The 16,165-nt window shown below is 72.5% G+C and carries 15 protein-coding genes; 9 read left to right on the plus strand and 6 right to left on the minus strand.

Translation table 11 applies throughout. From position 1 onward, the window contains the following. Nucleotides 1-19 precede the first annotated feature (19 nt). Nucleotides 20-976, minus strand: a complete 957-nt coding sequence (locus tag JOD66_RS00765) for a DNA-3-methyladenine glycosylase family protein (protein WP_204835059.1) — start codon at nucleotides 974-976, stop codon at nucleotides 20-22. 120 nt (nucleotides 977-1,096) lie between these two features. On the opposite strand from JOD66_RS00765, the gene JOD66_RS00770 reads away from it, so the two are divergent. The 6 genes from JOD66_RS00770 to JOD66_RS00795 are packed head-to-tail and all read left to right on the plus strand — an operon-like array spanning nucleotide 1,097 to nucleotide 5,603. Beyond that, entirely contained in the window at nucleotides 1,097-1,705 is a 609-nt protein-coding gene (locus tag JOD66_RS00770) for a TetR/AcrR family transcriptional regulator (RefSeq protein ID WP_204835060.1), read from the plus strand. 2 nt (nucleotides 1,706-1,707) lie between these two features. Further along, nucleotides 1,708-3,270 (plus strand): ATP-dependent DNA ligase, encoded by a 1,563-nt coding sequence (locus tag JOD66_RS00775; RefSeq protein WP_204835061.1) that lies wholly within the window; start codon nucleotides 1,708-1,710, stop codon nucleotides 3,268-3,270. 9 nt (nucleotides 3,271-3,279) lie between these two features. Then, nucleotides 3,280-3,648 carry a hypothetical protein gene (locus tag JOD66_RS00780; RefSeq protein ID WP_204835062.1) on the plus strand — a complete coding sequence of 123 codons (369 nt, stop codon included), beginning with the start codon at nucleotides 3,280-3,282 and terminating at the stop codon, nucleotides 3,646-3,648. A 37-nt stretch (nucleotides 3,649-3,685) separates the two neighbouring features. After that, complete coding sequence (locus JOD66_RS00785) at nucleotides 3,686-3,940, plus strand: ATP dependent DNA ligase (RefSeq protein ID WP_307823215.1); 255 nt, start codon at nucleotides 3,686-3,688, stop codon at nucleotides 3,938-3,940. A 56-nt stretch (nucleotides 3,941-3,996) separates the two neighbouring features. Continuing rightward, a complete protein-coding gene (locus JOD66_RS00790; protein ID WP_204835063.1) occupies nucleotides 3,997-4,695 on the plus strand; it encodes a TetR/AcrR family transcriptional regulator in 699 nt (232 codons plus the stop codon). Between the two features lie 41 nt (nucleotides 4,696-4,736). After that, nucleotides 4,737-5,603 (plus strand): hypothetical protein, encoded by an 867-nt coding sequence (locus JOD66_RS00795; RefSeq protein WP_204835064.1) that lies wholly within the window; start codon nucleotides 4,737-4,739, stop codon nucleotides 5,601-5,603. Between the two features lie 67 nt (nucleotides 5,604-5,670). Here JOD66_RS00795 and JOD66_RS00800 read toward each other — a convergent pair whose 3' ends face one another. Continuing rightward, nucleotides 5,671-6,951: an acetyl-CoA C-acetyltransferase gene (locus tag JOD66_RS00800; RefSeq protein ID WP_204835065.1), complete on the minus strand. Its 1,281-nt coding sequence runs from the start codon at nucleotides 6,949-6,951 to the stop codon at nucleotides 5,671-5,673. Nucleotides 6,952-7,047: 96 nt separating this feature from the next. On the opposite strand from JOD66_RS00800, the gene JOD66_RS00805 reads away from it, so the two are divergent. Together JOD66_RS00805 and JOD66_RS00810 are read left to right on the plus strand one after the other, a co-directional pair. Next, nucleotides 7,048-8,382 carry a 3-oxoacyl-ACP reductase gene (locus JOD66_RS00805; RefSeq protein WP_204835066.1) on the plus strand — a complete coding sequence of 445 codons (1,335 nt, stop codon included), beginning with the start codon at nucleotides 7,048-7,050 and terminating at the stop codon, nucleotides 8,380-8,382. Nucleotides 8,383-8,384: 2 nt separating this feature from the next. After that, on the plus strand, nucleotides 8,385-9,230 hold the full coding sequence (locus JOD66_RS00810) for a MaoC family dehydratase (RefSeq protein ID WP_204835067.1): 846 nt from the start codon (nucleotides 8,385-8,387) through the stop codon (nucleotides 9,228-9,230). A 30-nt stretch (nucleotides 9,231-9,260) separates the two neighbouring features. Here JOD66_RS00810 and JOD66_RS00815 read toward each other — a convergent pair whose 3' ends face one another. From JOD66_RS00815 to JOD66_RS00825, 3 genes are all read right to left on the minus strand, one after another. Continuing rightward, the gene (locus JOD66_RS00815; protein ID WP_204835068.1) at nucleotides 9,261-11,336 is read right to left on the minus strand and encodes an elongation factor G-like protein EF-G2; all 2,076 of its coding nucleotides are present in this window, start codon (nucleotides 11,334-11,336) and stop codon (nucleotides 9,261-9,263) included. Between the two features lie 87 nt (nucleotides 11,337-11,423). Continuing rightward, entirely contained in the window at nucleotides 11,424-12,302 is an 879-nt protein-coding gene (locus tag JOD66_RS00820; protein ID WP_239545014.1) for an acyl-CoA thioesterase, read from the minus strand. After that, on the minus strand, nucleotides 12,299-13,249 hold the full coding sequence (locus tag JOD66_RS00825; protein ID WP_204835069.1) for a proteasome assembly chaperone family protein: 951 nt from the start codon (nucleotides 13,247-13,249) through the stop codon (nucleotides 12,299-12,301). Before JOD66_RS00825 ends, JOD66_RS00820 begins: the two co-directional genes overlap by 4 nt. Nucleotides 13,250-13,521: 272 nt before the next feature. Between JOD66_RS00825 and JOD66_RS00830 the strand changes: the two genes are divergently transcribed. Continuing rightward, complete coding sequence (locus tag JOD66_RS00830) at nucleotides 13,522-14,682, plus strand: Cmx/CmrA family chloramphenicol efflux MFS transporter (protein WP_204835070.1); 1,161 nt, start codon at nucleotides 13,522-13,524, stop codon at nucleotides 14,680-14,682. On the opposite strand, the gene JOD66_RS00835 is transcribed toward JOD66_RS00830, so the two are convergent. Further along, a complete protein-coding gene (locus tag JOD66_RS00835; RefSeq protein WP_204835071.1) occupies nucleotides 14,648-16,165 on the minus strand; it encodes an amino acid permease in 1,518 nt (505 codons plus the stop codon). The genes JOD66_RS00830 and JOD66_RS00835 overlap by 35 nt on opposite strands.

Consider the following 16,165-nt stretch of genomic DNA (forward strand, 5'->3'; position numbering starts at 1 on the left):
TTGCTCGGTGTAACAGTTATCACGTCATTTGGTCACGGGTCGGGAGATGTTCGCGTGGCGACATCCGCGCACCACGGCGTGGCCGGTGCAGTCCCGCGGCCGCCACCAGCATCGGGACCCGGCCGCGCTGGCCCGCCCAGGGACGCAGGTAGCGCGCCAGCTCGGCGTCGTCGAACAGCCGCCCCTCCAGGGCCCAGCCCACGTCCTTGGCGACGTGGTAGTCGCCGAAGGAGACGGCGTCCGGGTCGCCGAGCGCCCGTTGGCGGACCTCCGCAGCGGTCCATACGCCGATGCCGGGCAGCGCCCGCAGCCGCCGCTCGGCCTCCTCGCCGCTCAGGCCCGCTGCCCGCTCCAGGGCCTCGGCATGGCGGGCGGCGGTCACCACCGCGCGACTTCGGGCCGGGTCGATGTGGAAGCGCAGCCACTCCCACGACGGGACCTGCCGCAGGGTCGCGGCATCGGGCTGCAGCATCAGGCCGAGCGTGGCACCCGGCCCGGGCGCCGGAGTCCCGTGCCGTCGTACGAGGGCGCGGAAGCCGGCGAACGCCTCCTGGCCGGTCACCTTCTGCTCGATGATCGCGGGCACCAGCGCCTCCAGGACCAGGCCGGTGCGGCCCTGGCGCAGGTGCGGGTGCCGGCGCCGGGCCTCCGCGAGGACCGGGTGCCGCGGCTCGAAGGCGCTCCAGTCGTCGCGCTCGCCGAGCAGGTCGGGCAGCTGGGCGAGCGCCCAGTCGGCACCGGGACCCCACGCCTGGGCCGTGACCGCGCCGTCGGCGTCCTGCTCGGTGACCGCGAGCGTGACCGCGCCCTGCGGCGTACGGCAGGCGCGCCAGTGGCGGCCCGCGAGCGCCAGCCGATGGGTCGGGTCACCGCCGCCGTGGCGTTGCTGGCGCAGCAGCCCACCGACCGGGACCGGGTGGCCGGGGCGCCACACGCGCGCGGCGTCCGGGGCGACCGGCTGGTCCGGGGAGGTCACGGGAGCACTGTAGGGCGCGGGCGGGTCCCTGCGCTCCGGGTCGGGAGAGACTAGGCTCTGTCACGCAGCAACGAATACCTTTCGTTCATCACCGACCTTTCCTCAGGCTCCGGAGGGCAGTTGAGCATCGACACGACCCGCGGTCGCCGGGCCCGCCTCGACCAGGAGGCGGTGCTCCAGGCGGCGGAGGCGCTCGTCGACCGCGACGGGTACGACGCCCTCACCATGACCTCGCTGGCCGCCGAGCTCGAGGCCCGGGTCTCCTCCCTCTACAACCACGTCGCGAACCTGGAGGACCTGCGCGCGCTCATCCAGGTGCGCGCGATGCGGCTGCTCGGCGACCACGTCCGCGGCGCCGCGATGGGACACGCCGGCGTCGCCGGCCTGCGCGCGCTGAGCCACGCGCTGCGCGCCTTCGCCCGCACCCACCCCCAGCGCTACGCCGCCCTGACCCGTCCCCCGATCGACCGCGAGGCGTTCTACGCCGCGGCTCTCGACGCCATCGAGGCGCTGGCGATCATGGGCCGCTCCGCCGGCCTGCCCGACGAGCGGCTGCTCCAGAACGCGATGGCTCTGTTCGCCTGCCTCCACGGCTTCGTCTCCCTGGAGGTCGCGGGCTACTTCGGCGACCTGTCCGGCACCAACGCCGAGCTGGTCGACCTCGACGAGGTCTACGAGCACGTCATCGACGGCGGCGTCACGGCCGCCTCGCTGGACGCCACCCGCTGACCATGCTGCTCCGCGAACTGGTCGACGTCTCCCGCCAGGTGGCCGCGACCCGCTCGCGCAAGGAGAAGACCCAGCTGATCGGCGCACTGCTGCTGCGGGCCGAGCCCGGCGAACGCGCGCTGGTCGCCCACTACCTCGGCGGGCGGCTGCGGCAGCGGCGCACCGGCCTCGGGTGGCGCGGCCTCCAGGCGCTCCCCTCCCCCTCCTCCGAGTCGTCGCTTGAGGTCGGCGAGGTGGACGCCGCCTTCGAGGCGATGTCACTGCTCGCCGGGCCCGGCTCGGCCGGCCTGCGCACCGCCGCGGTCGCCGAGCTGTTCGGCCGCGCCACGGCCGAGGAGCAGCAGTGGCTGCGCGCCGTCGCCGTGGGCGAGGTCCGCCAGGGCGCGCTGGAGGCGATCGTGACCGAGGCGCTCGCCTCCGCCGCCGGCGTACCCCTCACCGCCGTGCGCCGCGCCGCGATGCTGGCCGGCGGGGCGACGTACGTCGTGGACGCGGCGTTCGAGGGACCCGCCGCACTCGCCGAGGTCGGCCTCACCGTCGGCCGACCGGTGCTGCCCATGCTCGCCTCGTCCGCGCCCGACGTCGCCGCCGCGGTCGCGAAGGCCGGCTCCGCGACGGTCGGCGTCGACGCGAAGCTCGACGGCATCCGGATCCAGGTACACCGCGACGGCGACGACGTCGTGGTCGCCACCCGCAGCCTCGACGACATCACCCACCGCCTCCCCGAGGTGGTCGCCGTGGCGCGGTCGCTCCCGGCGCACCGCGTCGTCCTCGACGGCGAGGCGCTCTGGCTGGCCGCCGACGGCCGGCCCCGGCCGTTCCAGGAGACCGCCTCCCGCACCTCCAGCTCGGCCGGCGGCGACGCGGAGTCGGTGGTGTCGCCGTACTTCTTCGACGTGCTGCACCTCGACGGCACCGACCTCATCGACCAGCCGGCCCACGAGCGCTGGCAGGTCCTCGAGCGCCTCGTCCCCGCCGCCCATCGCGTCCGGCGCTGGATCGGCTCCGACGTCGCCGCGGCCACGGAGTTCGCCGCCACCGTCCTCGCCTCCGGCCACGAGGGCGTCGTCGTGAAGTCGGTCGACGCGCCCTACGACGCCGGCCGCCGCGGCTCCGCGTGGGTCAAGGTCAAGCCGGTCCACACCCTCGACCTGGTGGTGCTCGCCGTCGAGCACGGCTCGGGCCGGCGCCGCGGCCTGCTCTCCAACATCCACCTCGGCGCGCGGGACGCCTCCTCGCCGACCGGGTTCGTGATGCTCGGCAAGACGTTGGAGGAAACGGGTTACGAACCGGGCTGGGTGATGGTCGGAAAGACCTTCAAAGGGATGTCCGACGAGATGTTGGCGTGGCAGACCGAGCGGTTTCGGGAGCTCCAGGTCTCCGACGACGGCCGGGTTGTCCGTGTTCGACCGGAGCAGGTCGTCGAGATCGCTTTCGATGGGGTCCAGCGCTCCAGCCGATACGCAGGCGGTGTCGCGTTGCGGTTTGCGCGCGTCGTCCGCTATCGAGACGACAAGACCGCTGGGGAGGCCGACACCATCGCCACGGTGCGGTCGTATCTCTAGGCTCACGCCATGCGTGGAGGCTTGCTGGTCAGCGAAGCGCCCGAATTCTTCGACCTGGTCCGCAAAGCCTTGGCACGGGGCGGTGCCGCCATCAGTGACGACGGCGAGTACGTCCAGGTAGATCCCGACTCGCAAGCTCCAGCCCTGCTGTACGCAGTCAACGACGACTGGCAAGTACCTGTTCTGCCAGCAAGTGGCGAACCAGCATTGGACCTCACCCCGATGAGCGCGACGATGGTCGAGTGCCGGGATGGTGCGCGCGTCGCGGCGCTGTCACTTGTGGTGGCCGAAGCGATCGACCAGCCCGTGTGGTTCTTCGATGCCGCCGACACTGTCTGGAGAGCCGACGAGATCAACCCTGACGAAGTGGCGCTGTGACCGCCTTCAGTCACGCTTCCACATCACGTTCAAGGGGATGACCGACGAGATGCTCGCCTGGCAGACCTCCCGGTTCCGCGAGCTGGAGGTCGCCGACGACGGCTGGGTGGTCACGGTCCGCCCGGAGCAGGTCGTCGAGATCGCGTTCGACGGGCTCCAGCGCTCGACGCGCTATCCGGGTGGCCTGGCGCTGCGCTTCGCGCGGGTGGTTCGCTACCGCGACGACAAGGGCGCCGACGAGGCGGACACGATCGAGACCGTGCGGGCACTGGCGGCTCCCCCGGGTTCGTAGCCACCCGCCCGGCGAGATGTTGCAACACCGAGTTGCACGTCTCGTACACTTCCCCCATGGCGACCAACGCACCAGCCACCGACGGCCGTCGCAAGGCCGCGGCAGCCCGTCGCAAGGCGCGGCAGGCGGAGATCATCGCGGCGACCCGCCTCATCTTCGACTCCAAGGGCGTGCGGGACGTCCAGATCGAGGAGATCGCCAGTGCGGTCGGGATCAACCGCGCGATCGTCTACCGGCACTTCACCGGCAAGGAGGAGCTGTTCGCGCTCACCCTGGTCGGCTATCTCGAGGAGCTGCGCGACGCGATGGCGGCGGCCGCGGCGAGCGGTGAGCGACCCGGGGAGCAGCTGGAGCGGATCGTGGGGGCGTTCGTCGACTACGGCGTCGCCCACCCCGCGTTCGTCGACTGCGCGCAGGCGCTGATGGTGCGTCCGGGCGACGAGCTGCTCGACGAGATCGCCGAGGGCCCGCTGTTCCGGCTGGGCCGCGGGATCACGTCCTGCCTGACCGTGCTGTCCGACACGCTCAGCCGCGGCGTCGACGAGGGCGCGTTCACGCTGAGCGACGACCCGGTGCTGCTCGCCAACGCGCTCTACGCCAGCGGCCTGGGCGCGCTGCAGCTCGCCCGGCTCGGCATCCTGGTCAGCGAGGCGGCGCCGGGGATCCCGACGGTGGGGCAGATCTCGGCGGCCCAGGTCCGCTCCTACCTCGTCCGCTCGGCGCTCGCCCTGGTCTCGACGCCCACGGCGGGCTGAGTCCCGGTTTTCACCAGACCCGCGGCGGGCAGGGAGCGGCCATGCGAACCCACCCGCTGCCCGCGAGCCAGGTGCGCGCCGTGGCGCTCGGCGGCGGCCTGGTCCTGCTGGCGCCGCTGCACGTCGCGCTCGGCACCACGCGTACGCCGACCTTCGTGCTCGCCCTGACGGCCGGAGCGGCCCTCGCCGGGCTCGTCGGCGCCGGCCTGGTCGCCGGGGCGCGGCGCGCCGGTCTGGTCGTCGGCCTGGTCACCGCGGTGATGTTCGTCCTGGTGGCGCTGTTGACGGCCGGAGCGCTCTGCGCCGTCACCGGCCACACCTGGGGCGTGCTCGCGGTGGGCCCGCCGGCCGTCGTGCTCACCCTGGGCGCCGTGAGCCTGTCCCACCGCACCGGCTCGCTGTGGATCGAGGACCTCACGTCCGCCCTCGGCGCGATCGTGCTGGTCGTGGTCGTGGGCGGGGCCGTCGCCGGCTTCTTCCTGACCGGCGAGCGCGGCGCGACCCTGGCGGAGGAGGCCCGGGGCGCCGAGCTCGAGACGCTCGGCCTGACGCCGTACGCCCCCGAGCTGGCGGGCTACCGCCGGGACCACGGCGAGGACGCACCGGACGACGATCCCGGCGACTACTGGCTGCACTACGTCAGGAAGGTCTCGCCGTACACCACCCTCTCGGTCCGGGCCACGCCGCTGCCGGACGAGGTGTGTCAGCGGGAGACGTGCACGGTCGAGGACGGCTACTGGCTGGAGACGGTCGACGACGACCGGGTCGTGATGGTCCGCCGCGGCGACACGCTGCTCACCGCGTGGCTCGCGCCGGAGGACCGGCTGCGCCCGGTGGAGGTCGCCCGCGTGCTCCGCGAGGCGCCGACCTCGAGCTGGTACGACGTCCTCGACATCGAGCCCGCATAGCCGAAGGGCGCGCCCGGCCACCGGTCCCGGTGCCGGACGCGCCCTCTCGTCGAGCAGCGAGCGGGGGTCAGCGCTCCATGATCGCGACGACGCCCTGGCCACCCGCGGCGCAGACCGAGATCAGCGCCCGGCCGCCGCCGTTGGCCTTGAGCAGCTTGGCCGTGTTGGCCACGATCCGGCCGCCGGTCGCGGCGAACGGGTGCCCCGCGGCGAGCGAGGAGCCCTTGACGTTGAGCTTGGCGCGGTCGATCGAGCCCAGCGGCGCGTCGAGGCCGAGGCGCTCCTTGCAGAACACCGGGCTCTCCCAGGCCGCGAGGGTGGAGAGCACCTGCGAGGCGAACGCCTCGTGGATCTCGTAGAAGTCGAAGTCCTGCAGGGTCAGGCCGTTGCGCTGCAGCAGCCGCGGGACGGCGTACGCCGGCGCCATGAGCAGGCCCTCGGCGCCGTTGACGAAGTCGACGGCGGCGACCTCGGAGTCGACGAAGTAGGCGAGCACCTCGAGGCCGTGGGCCTCGGCCCACTCGTCGGAGCCGAGCAGGACGGCGGACGCGCCGTCGGTGAGCGGGGTCGAGTTGGCCGCGGTCATGGTGGCCGCCTCGCCCTTGCCGAACACCGGCTTGAGCTTGGCGAGCTTCTCGAGCGAGGAGTCGGCGCGCAGGTTGTTGTCGCGCTCGAGACCGCGGAAGGGCGTGATCAGGTCGTCCTGCCAGCCCTCGTCGTAGGCCGCGGCGAGGTTGTGGTGGGAGGCGACGGCCAGCTCGTCCTGGGCCTCGCGGGCGATCTGCCACTCCAGCGCGGTGAGGGCCTGGTGCTCGCCCATCGAGAGCTTGGTGCGCGGCTCGCCGTTGGAGGGGATCGCGAGGCCGATGTCGCCGGGGCGGATGGTGGCGAGCACGGCGAGGCGGTCCTTGGCCGAGCGCGCGTTGTTGAGCTGGATCAGCTTCTTGCGCAGCTTCTCGGAGATCGCGATCGGCGCGTCGGAGGTGGTGTCGACGCCGCCGCCGATGCCGGAGTCGATCTGGCCGAGCTTGATCTTGTTGGCGATGTAGTTGATCGCCTGCAGGCCGGTGCCGCAGGCCTGCTGCAGGTCGACGGCCGGGGTCTCGGGGGCGAGGCGGGTGCTCAGCACCGACTCGCGGACCAGGTTGAAGTCACGGCTGTGCTTGAGCACGGCGCCACCGGCGACCTCGCCCAGCCGCTCGCCCTCCAGCCCGAAGCGCGCCACGAGGCCGTCGAGGGCAGCGGTCAGCATCTCCTGGTTGGAGGCGGTGGCGTAGGCGCCGTTGGAGCGGGCGAACGGGATCCGGTTACCGCCCAGTACGGCGGCCCGGCGAACAGTCTCGGTCATGGCTCAATCCTCACGCAGCGGAGCCCTCGGGAGAACCCATTGAGGGCGAGATCACGAAATGTGGACTCAGAGTTACACATCTAGTTACATGGTGTCATGACTGACAAGTACCAGGGCTTCGTGAGCTCCCCGATCGGCAAGCTCCTCGTCAAGAACCTCGGACTGCCGAACCCCACCAAGCTGGACCGCTACCGCGCCGGCGACCCCCTGGTCGACGGCACCGTCCTCGTCGGCGGCCGCGGCCGCCTGATCGAGTCCCTGCCCGGCCTGCTCGACGTGCTCGGCATCGCCTCGGTCACCACGCAGGCCGAGGGCGAGAAGTACAAGGGCCTGGTCTTCGACGCCACCGGCATCACCACGGTCGAGCAGCTCGTCGACCTGCAGGCCTTCTTCACCCCGGTCCTGCGCAGCCTGAAGAGCTGCGCCCGCGTCGTCGTGATCGGTACGCCGCCCGCCCTGGTCGAGGACAGCGAGCAGATCGCGCAGCGCGCCCTCGAGGGCTTCACCCGCAGCCTCGGCAAGGAGATCGGCAAGGGCGGCACCGTCCAGCTGGTCTACGTCGCCGACGGCTACGAGGACTCCGTGCTCTCCACCCTGGGCTTCCTGCTCAGCCCGAAGTCGGCGTACGTCTCGGGCCAGGTGGTCCGGATCGGCGCCCACGACGAGACCCACGGCTCGGCGCTCGCCGACTGGACCCGGCCGCTCGCCGGCAAGGTCGCCTTCGTGACCGGCGCCAGCCGCGGCATCGGCGAGGAGATCGCCCGGGTGCTGCACCGCGACGGCGCGAAGATCGTCGGCCTCGACGTCCCGCAGGCCGCCGACGAGCTGGTCAAGGTGATGAACGAGCTCGACGGCGACTGGCTGACCCTCGACATCACCGCGGCCGACGCGCCGCAGCGGATCGCGCACCACCTCGAGGAGAAGCACGGCGGGGTCGACATCGTCGTCCACAACGCGGGCGTGACCCTGGACAAGAAGCTGGCGAACCAGACGCCGGAGCGCTTCGGCAAGGTGCTGCAGATCAACCTGGAGGCGCCGGAGCGGATCACCGCCGAGCTGCTCGACCAGAAGGTCGTCAACGCCAACGGCCGGATCATCGGCGTCGCGTCGATCGCCGGCATCGCCGGCAACCTCGGCCAGACGTCGTACGCCGCCTCGAAGGCCGGTGTGATCGGCTTCGTCGACTCCCTCGCCGAGAAGCTCGACGACGGGATCACGATCAACGCCGTCGCGCCGGGCTTCATCATCACCCAGATGACCGCCGCGGTCCCGTTCGCGACCCGCGAGGTCGGCCAGCGCCTCAACGCGATGGCGCAGGGCGGACTGCCGGTCGACGTCGCCGAGACCATCGCCTGGTACGCCTCCCCCGCCTCGACCGCCGTCAACGGCAACGTCGTGCGGGTCTGCGGCCAGATGATGCTGGGAGCCTGACGATGGCGCTCCCCGTGATGCTGAAGGCCGCGCTGCCCGCGGTCCCCGGCGTGAACCAGCTGCCCGGCATCAAGAAGACCGGCGGCGCGCTGCCCGACCTCACCCTGTCGCGCGAGGACGTCCTCGTGGAGCGCTCGGCCGTGGAGCGGTACGCCGCGGTGTGCGGCTTCCCGAACCGCGACGTCGCGCCGGTCCCCTATCTCCACATGCTGGCCTTCCCGCTGCACCTGCAGCTGATGACCGACGCGCGCTTCCCGTTCCCGGCCATCGGCTCGGTGCACCTGGAGAACACCATCGTCCAGCACCGACCGGTCGCGATCGGCGAGACCGTGTCGCTGTCGCTGACGGCCGACAACCTGCGCGCCAGCACGAAGGGCCGGGCCTGGGACATGAACGTCACCGGGACCGTCGGCGAGGAGGTCGTCTGGGAGTCGGTGTCGACGTACCTCCGGGTCGGGAAGGGCGACAAGGAGGCTGGCGACCCCGGGATGTCGCTCGACGCGATCACCGCCAAGGGCCCGGTGTGGAGCATCCCCGAGAACATCGGCCGCCGGTACGGCGCCGTGTCGGGCGACCGCAACCCGATCCACCTCTACCCGCTGACCGCGAAGGCGCTCGGCTTCCCGCGCCACATCGCCCACGGCATGTGGAGCAAGGCCCGCTGCATCGCGGCGCTGGAGAACCGGCTGCCCGACGCGGTCCGGGTCGAGGTCGCGTTCAAGAAGCCGATCTTCCTCCCCGGCAAGGCCCAGTTCGGCGCCGAGGCGACCTCGACGGGCTACGACTTCACCCTCGTGAACCCGAAGACCGGCGCGCCCCACCTGCTGGGTCGCACCAGAGCGCTCTGACCTGCGTCGGGCTCTCCTCGAGCCCGACGGTCACCGTTCGCGCGGCGTCACCTGCCGCGCCTGCTCCTCGGGCATCGGCTCGTAGTGCGCGAAGGTGCGGGTGAAGGTGCCCGCACCTCGGGTGGCCGCTCGCAGGTCCACCGCGTAGCGGACCAGCTCGCGCTGCGGGACGTGCGCGCGGACCAGGGTCCGGCCGCCGGCGACGTTCTCGTTGCCGAGCAGCCGGGCCCGTCGTGCGCTCAGGTCGCTCATCACCGGACCGACCAGGTCGTCGGGCACCAGGACGCCGACCTCGTCGTACGGCTCCAGCATCGCGACGCCGGCAGCCTCGGCCGCGTCGCGCAGCGCGAGGGCGCCGGCGCTCTGGAAGGCCAGGTCGGAGGAGTCGACGCTGTGGGCCTTCCCGTCGGTGAGCGTGACTCGCAGGTCGACGACCGGGTAGCCGTGGCGCAGGCCGCGCTCCAGCTGGGCGCGCACCCCCTTCTCGACGCTGGGGATGTAGCCGCGCGGTACGGCGCCGCCGACCACCTTGTCGACGAACTCGACACCGCTGCCCTGCGGGAGCGGCTCGACCTCGAGCTCGCAGATCGCGTACTGTCCGTGCCCGCCGGACTGCTTGACGTTGCGGCCGTGGCCCTTGGCGGTCCCGGTGAGGCACTCGCGGAGCGGCACCAGCAGCTCCCGCTGCTCGACGGCCACGCCGTGCCGCTGTGCCAGCCGCTCGAGGACGACGTCCGCGTGGGACTCCCCCATCACCCACAGCACCAGCTGGCCGGTCTCCGCGTTGTGCTCGACCCGCAGGCTCGGGTCCTCGGCGGTGAGCCGGGCCATGGCCTGGGACAGCTTGTCCTCGTCGGAGCGGGTGGCGGCCTCGATCGCGACCGGGAGCAGCGGGTCGGGCATCGACCACGGCCGGAGCACCCGTGGCCGGTCGACGGCGGACAGGGTGTCGCCGGTCTCGGCGCGGGAGAGACGCGCGACGGTGCCGAGGTCGCCGGCCAGCACCTGCCCGGCCGGCACCTGGGCCGCGCCGAAGGGGTGGCCGAGGGGGCCGATCCGCTCGTCCTCGTCATGGTCCTCGTGGCCGGCGTCGCCGGCGAAGAAGGCCGAGAAGTGCCCGGAGACGTGCACCGCCGCATCGGGCAGGAGGGTGCCGGAGAACACCCGGACCAGGCTGATCCGGCCGACGTACGGGTCGCCGGAGGTCTTGACCACCTCGGCGACCAGGGGCCCGGCGGGATCGCACGACACCTGGCCCACGGCGGCGCCGGCCGGGGTGAACACCTCGGGCGAGGCGTGCTCCAGCGGCGAGGGGAAGCCGTCGACGCACAGGTCGAGCAGCTCGCCGAGACCGACCCCCGTCGCCCCGCACACCGGGACCACCGGATGCAGGCCGGCGCGGGCCACGGCGGTCTCCAGGTCGCGGATCAGGACGCCGACCTCGATCTCCGCGCCGCCGACGTACCGGTCCATCAGATCCTCGTCCTCGGACTCCTCGATGATCGCCTCGATCAGCTCGCCGCGGCGCGGATCGTCCGTGGCGCCGGTGAGCAGCCCGGTCAGCCCGTCGGGGCCGGCGAGGTAGACGGGCAGCACCTGCTCCCCGAACGCCGCCCGGGCCTGCGCCACGACGCCGTCGACGTCGGCACGCGGATGGTCCAGCTTGGTGACCACGACCGCACGCGGCATCACGACCTGGTCGCACTCGCGCCACAGCTGCCGGGTCGCCTCGTCGACCTCCTCGTTGGCAGCCACCACGAACAGCGCACAGTCGGCGGCGCGCAGGCCGGCGCGCAGGTCGCCCACGAAGTCGGCGTACCCGGGGGTGTCGACCAGGTTCACCTTCACCCCGCGATGCACCAGGGGCGCGACCGCGAGCGAGACGGAGCGGCCGTGGGCACGCTCGGCCTCCTCGGTGTCGCACACCGTCGTACCGTCGAGCGTGCTCCCGGCGCGGCCGATCGCGCCGGCCCGCAGCAGGAGGGCCTCCACCAGGGAGGTCTTGCCCGCATGGGAGGGGCCGACCAGGACCACGTTGCGCACCTGGTCGGGCCCGGTCACCGCGAGGTCGTGCTCGCCCCGCCTCTCCGCGCGCTTGTCCGCCATGGGCTCACGTAACTCCTACGGCGGCCCGGAGGCAAGGGGCGCGGGCCGCGCGCCCTCGCCACGGCGGGGTTCGGCGTCGGGACCGCCCTAGCGGGCGCGCGGTCGGATCAGCCCCTCCTGCGCGACGGTGGCGACGAGGGTGCCGTCCTGGGTGAAGATCCGACCCAGCGCGAGGCCGCGGCCGCCGCTGGCCGAGGGCGACCACTGGTCGTAGAGCCACCACTCGTCGGCGCGGAAGGGCCGGTGGAACCAGATGGTGTGGTCGAGCGAGGCCATCTGCACCTTGTGGGGGCCGTGCTCCGGGTGCGCGGCGAGGGTCGCGCCGAGCAGGGAGACGTCGCTGGCATAGGTGAAGGTGGCGAGGTGCTCGATCGGGTCGTCGCTGAGGCGGCCGTCGACCCGGATCCAGACCTGGGTCTGCGCCGGGTGGAGCGGGTCGGGGTCCAGGCCGAAGGCGGAGCTGCCGAGCCAGCGTACGTCGAGCGCCGCCCACTCCTTGCTCAGCCCGTCGTCGCTGCCCCGGTCGGCCATCAGCTGCATCAGGTCGAGCCCGTCCTCCGGCGGCTTCACCTGCGGCATCACGTCCTGGTGCTCGAGGCCCTCCTCGGCCCGCTGGAAGTTCAGCGACTGGTAGTAGATCGGGCGGCCGTGCTGGCGCGCGAGCACCCGTCGGGTGGCGAAGGAGCGCCCGTCGCGGATCCGCTCGACGTCGTAGATGATCGGGACGTTGTAGTCACCGGGCAGCAGGAAGTAGGAGTGCAGCGAGTGGACATGCATGTCGGCGTCGACGGTGCGCGACCCGGCGATCAGCGCCTGCGCGGCCACCTGGCCGCCGTAGACGCGCTGGCGGATGGTCTCGGGCTGCTGGCCGCGGAACAGGTCGGTGTCGAGCTGCTCGAGGTCGAGCAGGTCGACCAGCCGCTGGGTCGCCTCCCCCATCTCCCGCTCCTTCGCCTGGTCGGTCATGGCGTGCCCCCGGTCTCGTCGGGGCCCTCGAGACCGGCCAGGAACTGCTCGAACTGGCGACCGATCTCCTCGCCCGTGGGCAGCGGCTCGTCCTCGGCCAGCAGGCTGCTGCCCTCCTGCTCGGCGCGCGCGAAGGTGTCGTACTGCTGCTCCAGCGCCGTCACGACGTCCTGCACCTCGTCGTTGGCCGACAGGTAGCGGCCGATCTCCTCCTCGCGCGCCTCGGCGGCGCTGCGCAGCTCGGAGAGGTCGACGGTGAGCCGGGCGGCGAGCTCGACGTGCTCGAGCAGCGACACCGAGGCCCGCGGGTAGTCGAGCTGGGCGAGATAGTGGGGCACGTGGGCGACGAAGCCCTGCGCGTCGTGGCCCCAGTCGCCGAGCCGGACCTCCAGCAGCGCCTGCGCACTGCTCGGCACCCTCAGCTCACCACGCCACGGGCTGGAGCCGGTGAGCAGGTCCGGGTTGTTGGCGTGGTGGGTGATCGCGATCGGCCGGGTGTGGGGCACCGCCATCGGCACCGAGCCCATCGACACCACCAGGGACACCTCGAAGCGCTCCACGATCTCGCGCACCCCGCGGCAGAACGCCTCCCAGCGGATGTCGGGCTCCGGCCCGTGGAGCAGGAGGTACGGCGTACCGCCGGCGTCGCGCAGCATCCGGACGACCAGCCGCGGGGCCTCGTAGCCCTCGTAGTGGTCGCGGGCGAAGGTCATCGGGGGCCGGCGGGCGCGGTAGTCGTGGAGCTGGTCGACGTCGAAGGTCGCCACCACGACGCCGCCGCCGTCGGTCGAGAACGCGCCGGCCCGGACCAGGTGGCGGGCGGCGAGGGCACCGGCGCTCCCGGCGTCGAGGAAGCCCTCGAGCGCGACCACGAGGGCGAGCTTCTCGACGCCCTCCAGCTCGGGCACCTCGTCGACGATGTGGACGAGACGGGGCGATGAGGTCACACGGAGAGCCTAGTTGCTGCAGGACGGGAGTTCGCTGGCGGCGGTCCGGCTCGACGAAACGCAGGTGCGGGCACCGGGTACCCGTCGCTAGCCTGGGGCGCATGGCGAGCCCCGAATCGGACACGTCGGGGGCTTTCGGTCACACCGTCAGCCCCCTGCGCCGCTGACCTCTCGCATTCTCCCGCTGCCCGCGGGAGCGCGATGCAGGTGTCCCCTCGGGCTGACCCGGTGACGAGACGTCCTCCCGTCCGTTCTCGCCTCGGAGCAACTCGATGCCTCTCGCGCTCTACCTGCTCGCCCTCGCGGTCTTCGCCATGGGCACCTCGGAATTCATGCTCGCCGGCCTGGTGCCGGATATCGCCGCCGACATCGACGTGTCGGTCGGGTCCGCCGGGCTCCTCACCTCCGCCTTCGCCGTCGGGATGGTGCTCGGCGCACCCCTCATGGCCGCCGTCGCCCGTCGCTGGCCGGCGCGGTCCGCACTCCTCGGCTGTGTCGCGGTCTTCGCCCTGTGCCACGTCGTTGCCGCGACGACCGCCTCCTTCACCGTGTTGTTCGGAACCAGGGTCGTGGCCGCGGTCGCCAACGCCGGCTTCCTGGCCGTGGCGCTCAGCACCGCGATCGGGCTGGTGGCCACGGACCAGAAGGGACGCGCCCTGGCCGTCCTCCTGTCCGGTACGACGCTCGCCACCGTCGCGGGCGTCCCGGCCGGCGCGCTGCTCGGGACCACGCTGGGCTGGCGCGCGGCCTTCTGGGCGGTCGCGCTGCTCTGCGTCCCCGCCGGAGTCGCCATCGTCGCCGGGATCCGCCCCGGCGTGGCGCCGGCGTCCGAGGTCGCCGCCGGTCCCTCTCTGGCCTCCGAGCTCGCTGCGCTGCGCGCGCCGCGGCTGCTCCTCGCGATGGCGCTCGGCGCCCTGGTCAACGGCGGGACCTTCGCCGTCTTCACCTTCGTGGCCCCGCTCGTGACCGGGACCGCTGGACTGGACGAGATCTGGGTCCCCCTGGCCCTGGTCCTGTTCGGCGTCGGCTCCTTCCTCGGAGTCACCGTCGCCGGGCGGCTCTCCGACCGGCACTCCACTCGGCTCCTCGACGTGGCCACTCCCGTGCTGCTCCTGGGGTGGCTGGCCCTCGGCGTGACCGCGACCCGTCCCCTGCTGGTGCTCGGCCTGGTCCTCGTCCAGGGGGTCGTCGCGTTCGCGGTGGGCAGCACCTTGATCGCCCGGGTGCTCCACGCGGCGGCCGGCGCGCCCACCATGGCCGGCTCCTACGCGACCGCGGCGCTCAACCTGGGTGCGACGGCCGGGCCCGCGGTCGCGGCTGTGTCCCGGTCGGGCTCCGGTGACGTCGGGCCCGTGTGGGTGGCGGCGGTCCTGACGGGGATCGCCCTGCTCCTGCTGCTCACGTCCCGGCGCGCCGACCCCGGTCGGCACTGAGGTCGGTCCCGGGCACCGCAGCCTGAAGCCGGCTGTGCCGACGTCCGTAGACGAAGTAGACGACGAAGCCGATGAGCATCCACACCCCGAACCTGATCCAGGTGTCGCCGGTCAGGTTGAGCATCAGGTAGAAGCACATCAGGGTGGAGATCGCCGCGACGACGGGGGCGGCCGGCGTACGGAAGCCGCGGGGCAGGTCGGGCCGGGTGCGGCGCAGCACCACCACGCCGATGCTCACCAGCATGAACGCGAACAGGGTGCCGATGTTGACCAGGTGGGCCAGGGTGCTGAGGTCGATGAAGCCCGCCATCGCGGCCACCGCGACGCCGGTCAGGATGGTGATCCGGTACGGCGTGCCCCAGGTGGGGTGCACCTTCGCCAGCGCCCGCGGGAGCAGCCCGTCGCGCGCCATCGCGAAGCCGACCCGCGACTGGCCGAGCATCAGGATCATCGCGACGACGACCAGGCCGATGCAGGCGCCGATCGAGATCAGGTTCGGCATCCAGTCGACGCCGGATGCCTTGAAGGCGTCGGCGAGCGGCGCGGCGCTGTCGGGGTCGATGTCCCGGTAGCTGCGCAGGCCGGTGACGACCAGGCTGACCGCGGCGTACAGGACCGTGACGATGGCCAGCGAGCCGAGGATGCCGATCGGGACGTCGCGCTGGGGGTTCCTGGTCTCCTCGGCGGTGGTGGCGACGATGTCGAAGCCGATGAACGCGAAGAAGACGATCGCGGCGCCCGAGATGACGCCGGCGATGCCGAACACGGCTGGCTCGAGGCCGAGCAGGCTGGTGATGAGCGGCACGTCGGCGAAGCCGCCGCCGGACTCGGGCGCGGGCTGGGCGTCGGGGATGAACGGGGTCCAGTTGCTCACGTCGATGTGGGCGATCCCGACCACGATGACGGCGGCGACCACGACCAGCTTGAGCGCCACGACGACCTGGTTGAACCGGCTGGAGAACTTGGTGCCGCGGATCAGGAGGAAGGTCACCAGCAGCGCGATCACCACCGCCGGCAGGTCGATGAAGCCGTCGGCGGCGGAGGCGATCTGGGTCGGCAGGGTGATGTCGACGATGCTCAGCACCTCCTGGAGGTACGCCGAGAACCCGGTCGAGAGCGCCGCGGCGCCGACGGTGAACTCCAGCACCAGGTCCCAGCCGATGATCCACGCCACCAGCTCGCCGAGGGTGGCGTAGCTGAAGGTGTAGGCGCTTCCGGCGACCGGGACGGTCGAGGCGAGCTCGGCGTAGCAGAGCGCCGCGAGGCCGCAGGCGACGGCGGCGATCACGAAGCTCAGCGCCAGCGCGGGACCGGCGTTGCTGGCGGCGACGGTGCCGGTGAGCACGAAGATGCCCGCGCCGATGATGACGCCGACGCCGAAGACGGTGAGGTCGAGCGCCGACAGGTCCTTGCGCAGCCGGTGGTCCGGCTCGTCGGTGTCGGCGATCGACTGCTCGACGGACTTGGTGCGGAAGAGGCTCAT

The organism is Nocardioides nitrophenolicus (assembly GCF_016907515.1).
GTDB lineage: Bacteria > Actinomycetota > Actinomycetes > Propionibacteriales > Nocardioidaceae > Nocardioides > Nocardioides nitrophenolicus.

Excerpts from the sequence above, each read along its gene's own strand:
- JOD66_RS00785 (WP_307823215.1), top strand. The coding sequence starts at position 3,686 with ATGACCGACGAGATGCTCGCCTGGCAGACCTCCCGGTTCCGCGAGCTG.
- JOD66_RS00795 (WP_204835064.1), top strand. The coding sequence starts at position 4,737 with ATGCGAACCCACCCGCTGCCCGCGAGCCAGGTGCGCGCCGTGGCGCTC.
- JOD66_RS00815 (WP_204835068.1), bottom strand. The coding sequence starts at position 11,336 with ATGGCGGACAAGCGCGCGGAGAGGCGGGGCGAGCACGACCTCGCGGTG.
- JOD66_RS00775 (WP_204835061.1), top strand. The coding sequence starts at position 1,708 with ATGCTGCTCCGCGAACTGGTCGACGTCTCCCGCCAGGTGGCCGCGACC.
- JOD66_RS00810 (WP_204835067.1), top strand. The coding sequence starts at position 8,385 with ATGGCGCTCCCCGTGATGCTGAAGGCCGCGCTGCCCGCGGTCCCCGGC.
- JOD66_RS00835 (WP_204835071.1), bottom strand. The coding sequence starts at position 16,165 with ATGAGCCTCTTCCGCACCAAGTCCGTCGAGCAGTCGATCGCCGACACC.
- JOD66_RS00805 (WP_204835066.1), top strand. The coding sequence starts at position 7,048 with ATGACTGACAAGTACCAGGGCTTCGTGAGCTCCCCGATCGGCAAGCTC.
- JOD66_RS00820 (WP_239545014.1), bottom strand. The coding sequence starts at position 12,302 with ATGACCGACCAGGCGAAGGAGCGGGAGATGGGGGAGGCGACCCAGCGG.
- JOD66_RS00780 (WP_204835062.1), top strand. The coding sequence starts at position 3,280 with ATGCGTGGAGGCTTGCTGGTCAGCGAAGCGCCCGAATTCTTCGACCTG.
- JOD66_RS00830 (WP_204835070.1), top strand. The coding sequence starts at position 13,522 with ATGCCTCTCGCGCTCTACCTGCTCGCCCTCGCGGTCTTCGCCATGGGC.
- JOD66_RS00800 (WP_204835065.1), bottom strand. The coding sequence starts at position 6,951 with ATGACCGAGACTGTTCGCCGGGCCGCCGTACTGGGCGGTAACCGGATC.
- JOD66_RS00790 (WP_204835063.1), top strand. The coding sequence starts at position 3,997 with ATGGCGACCAACGCACCAGCCACCGACGGCCGTCGCAAGGCCGCGGCA.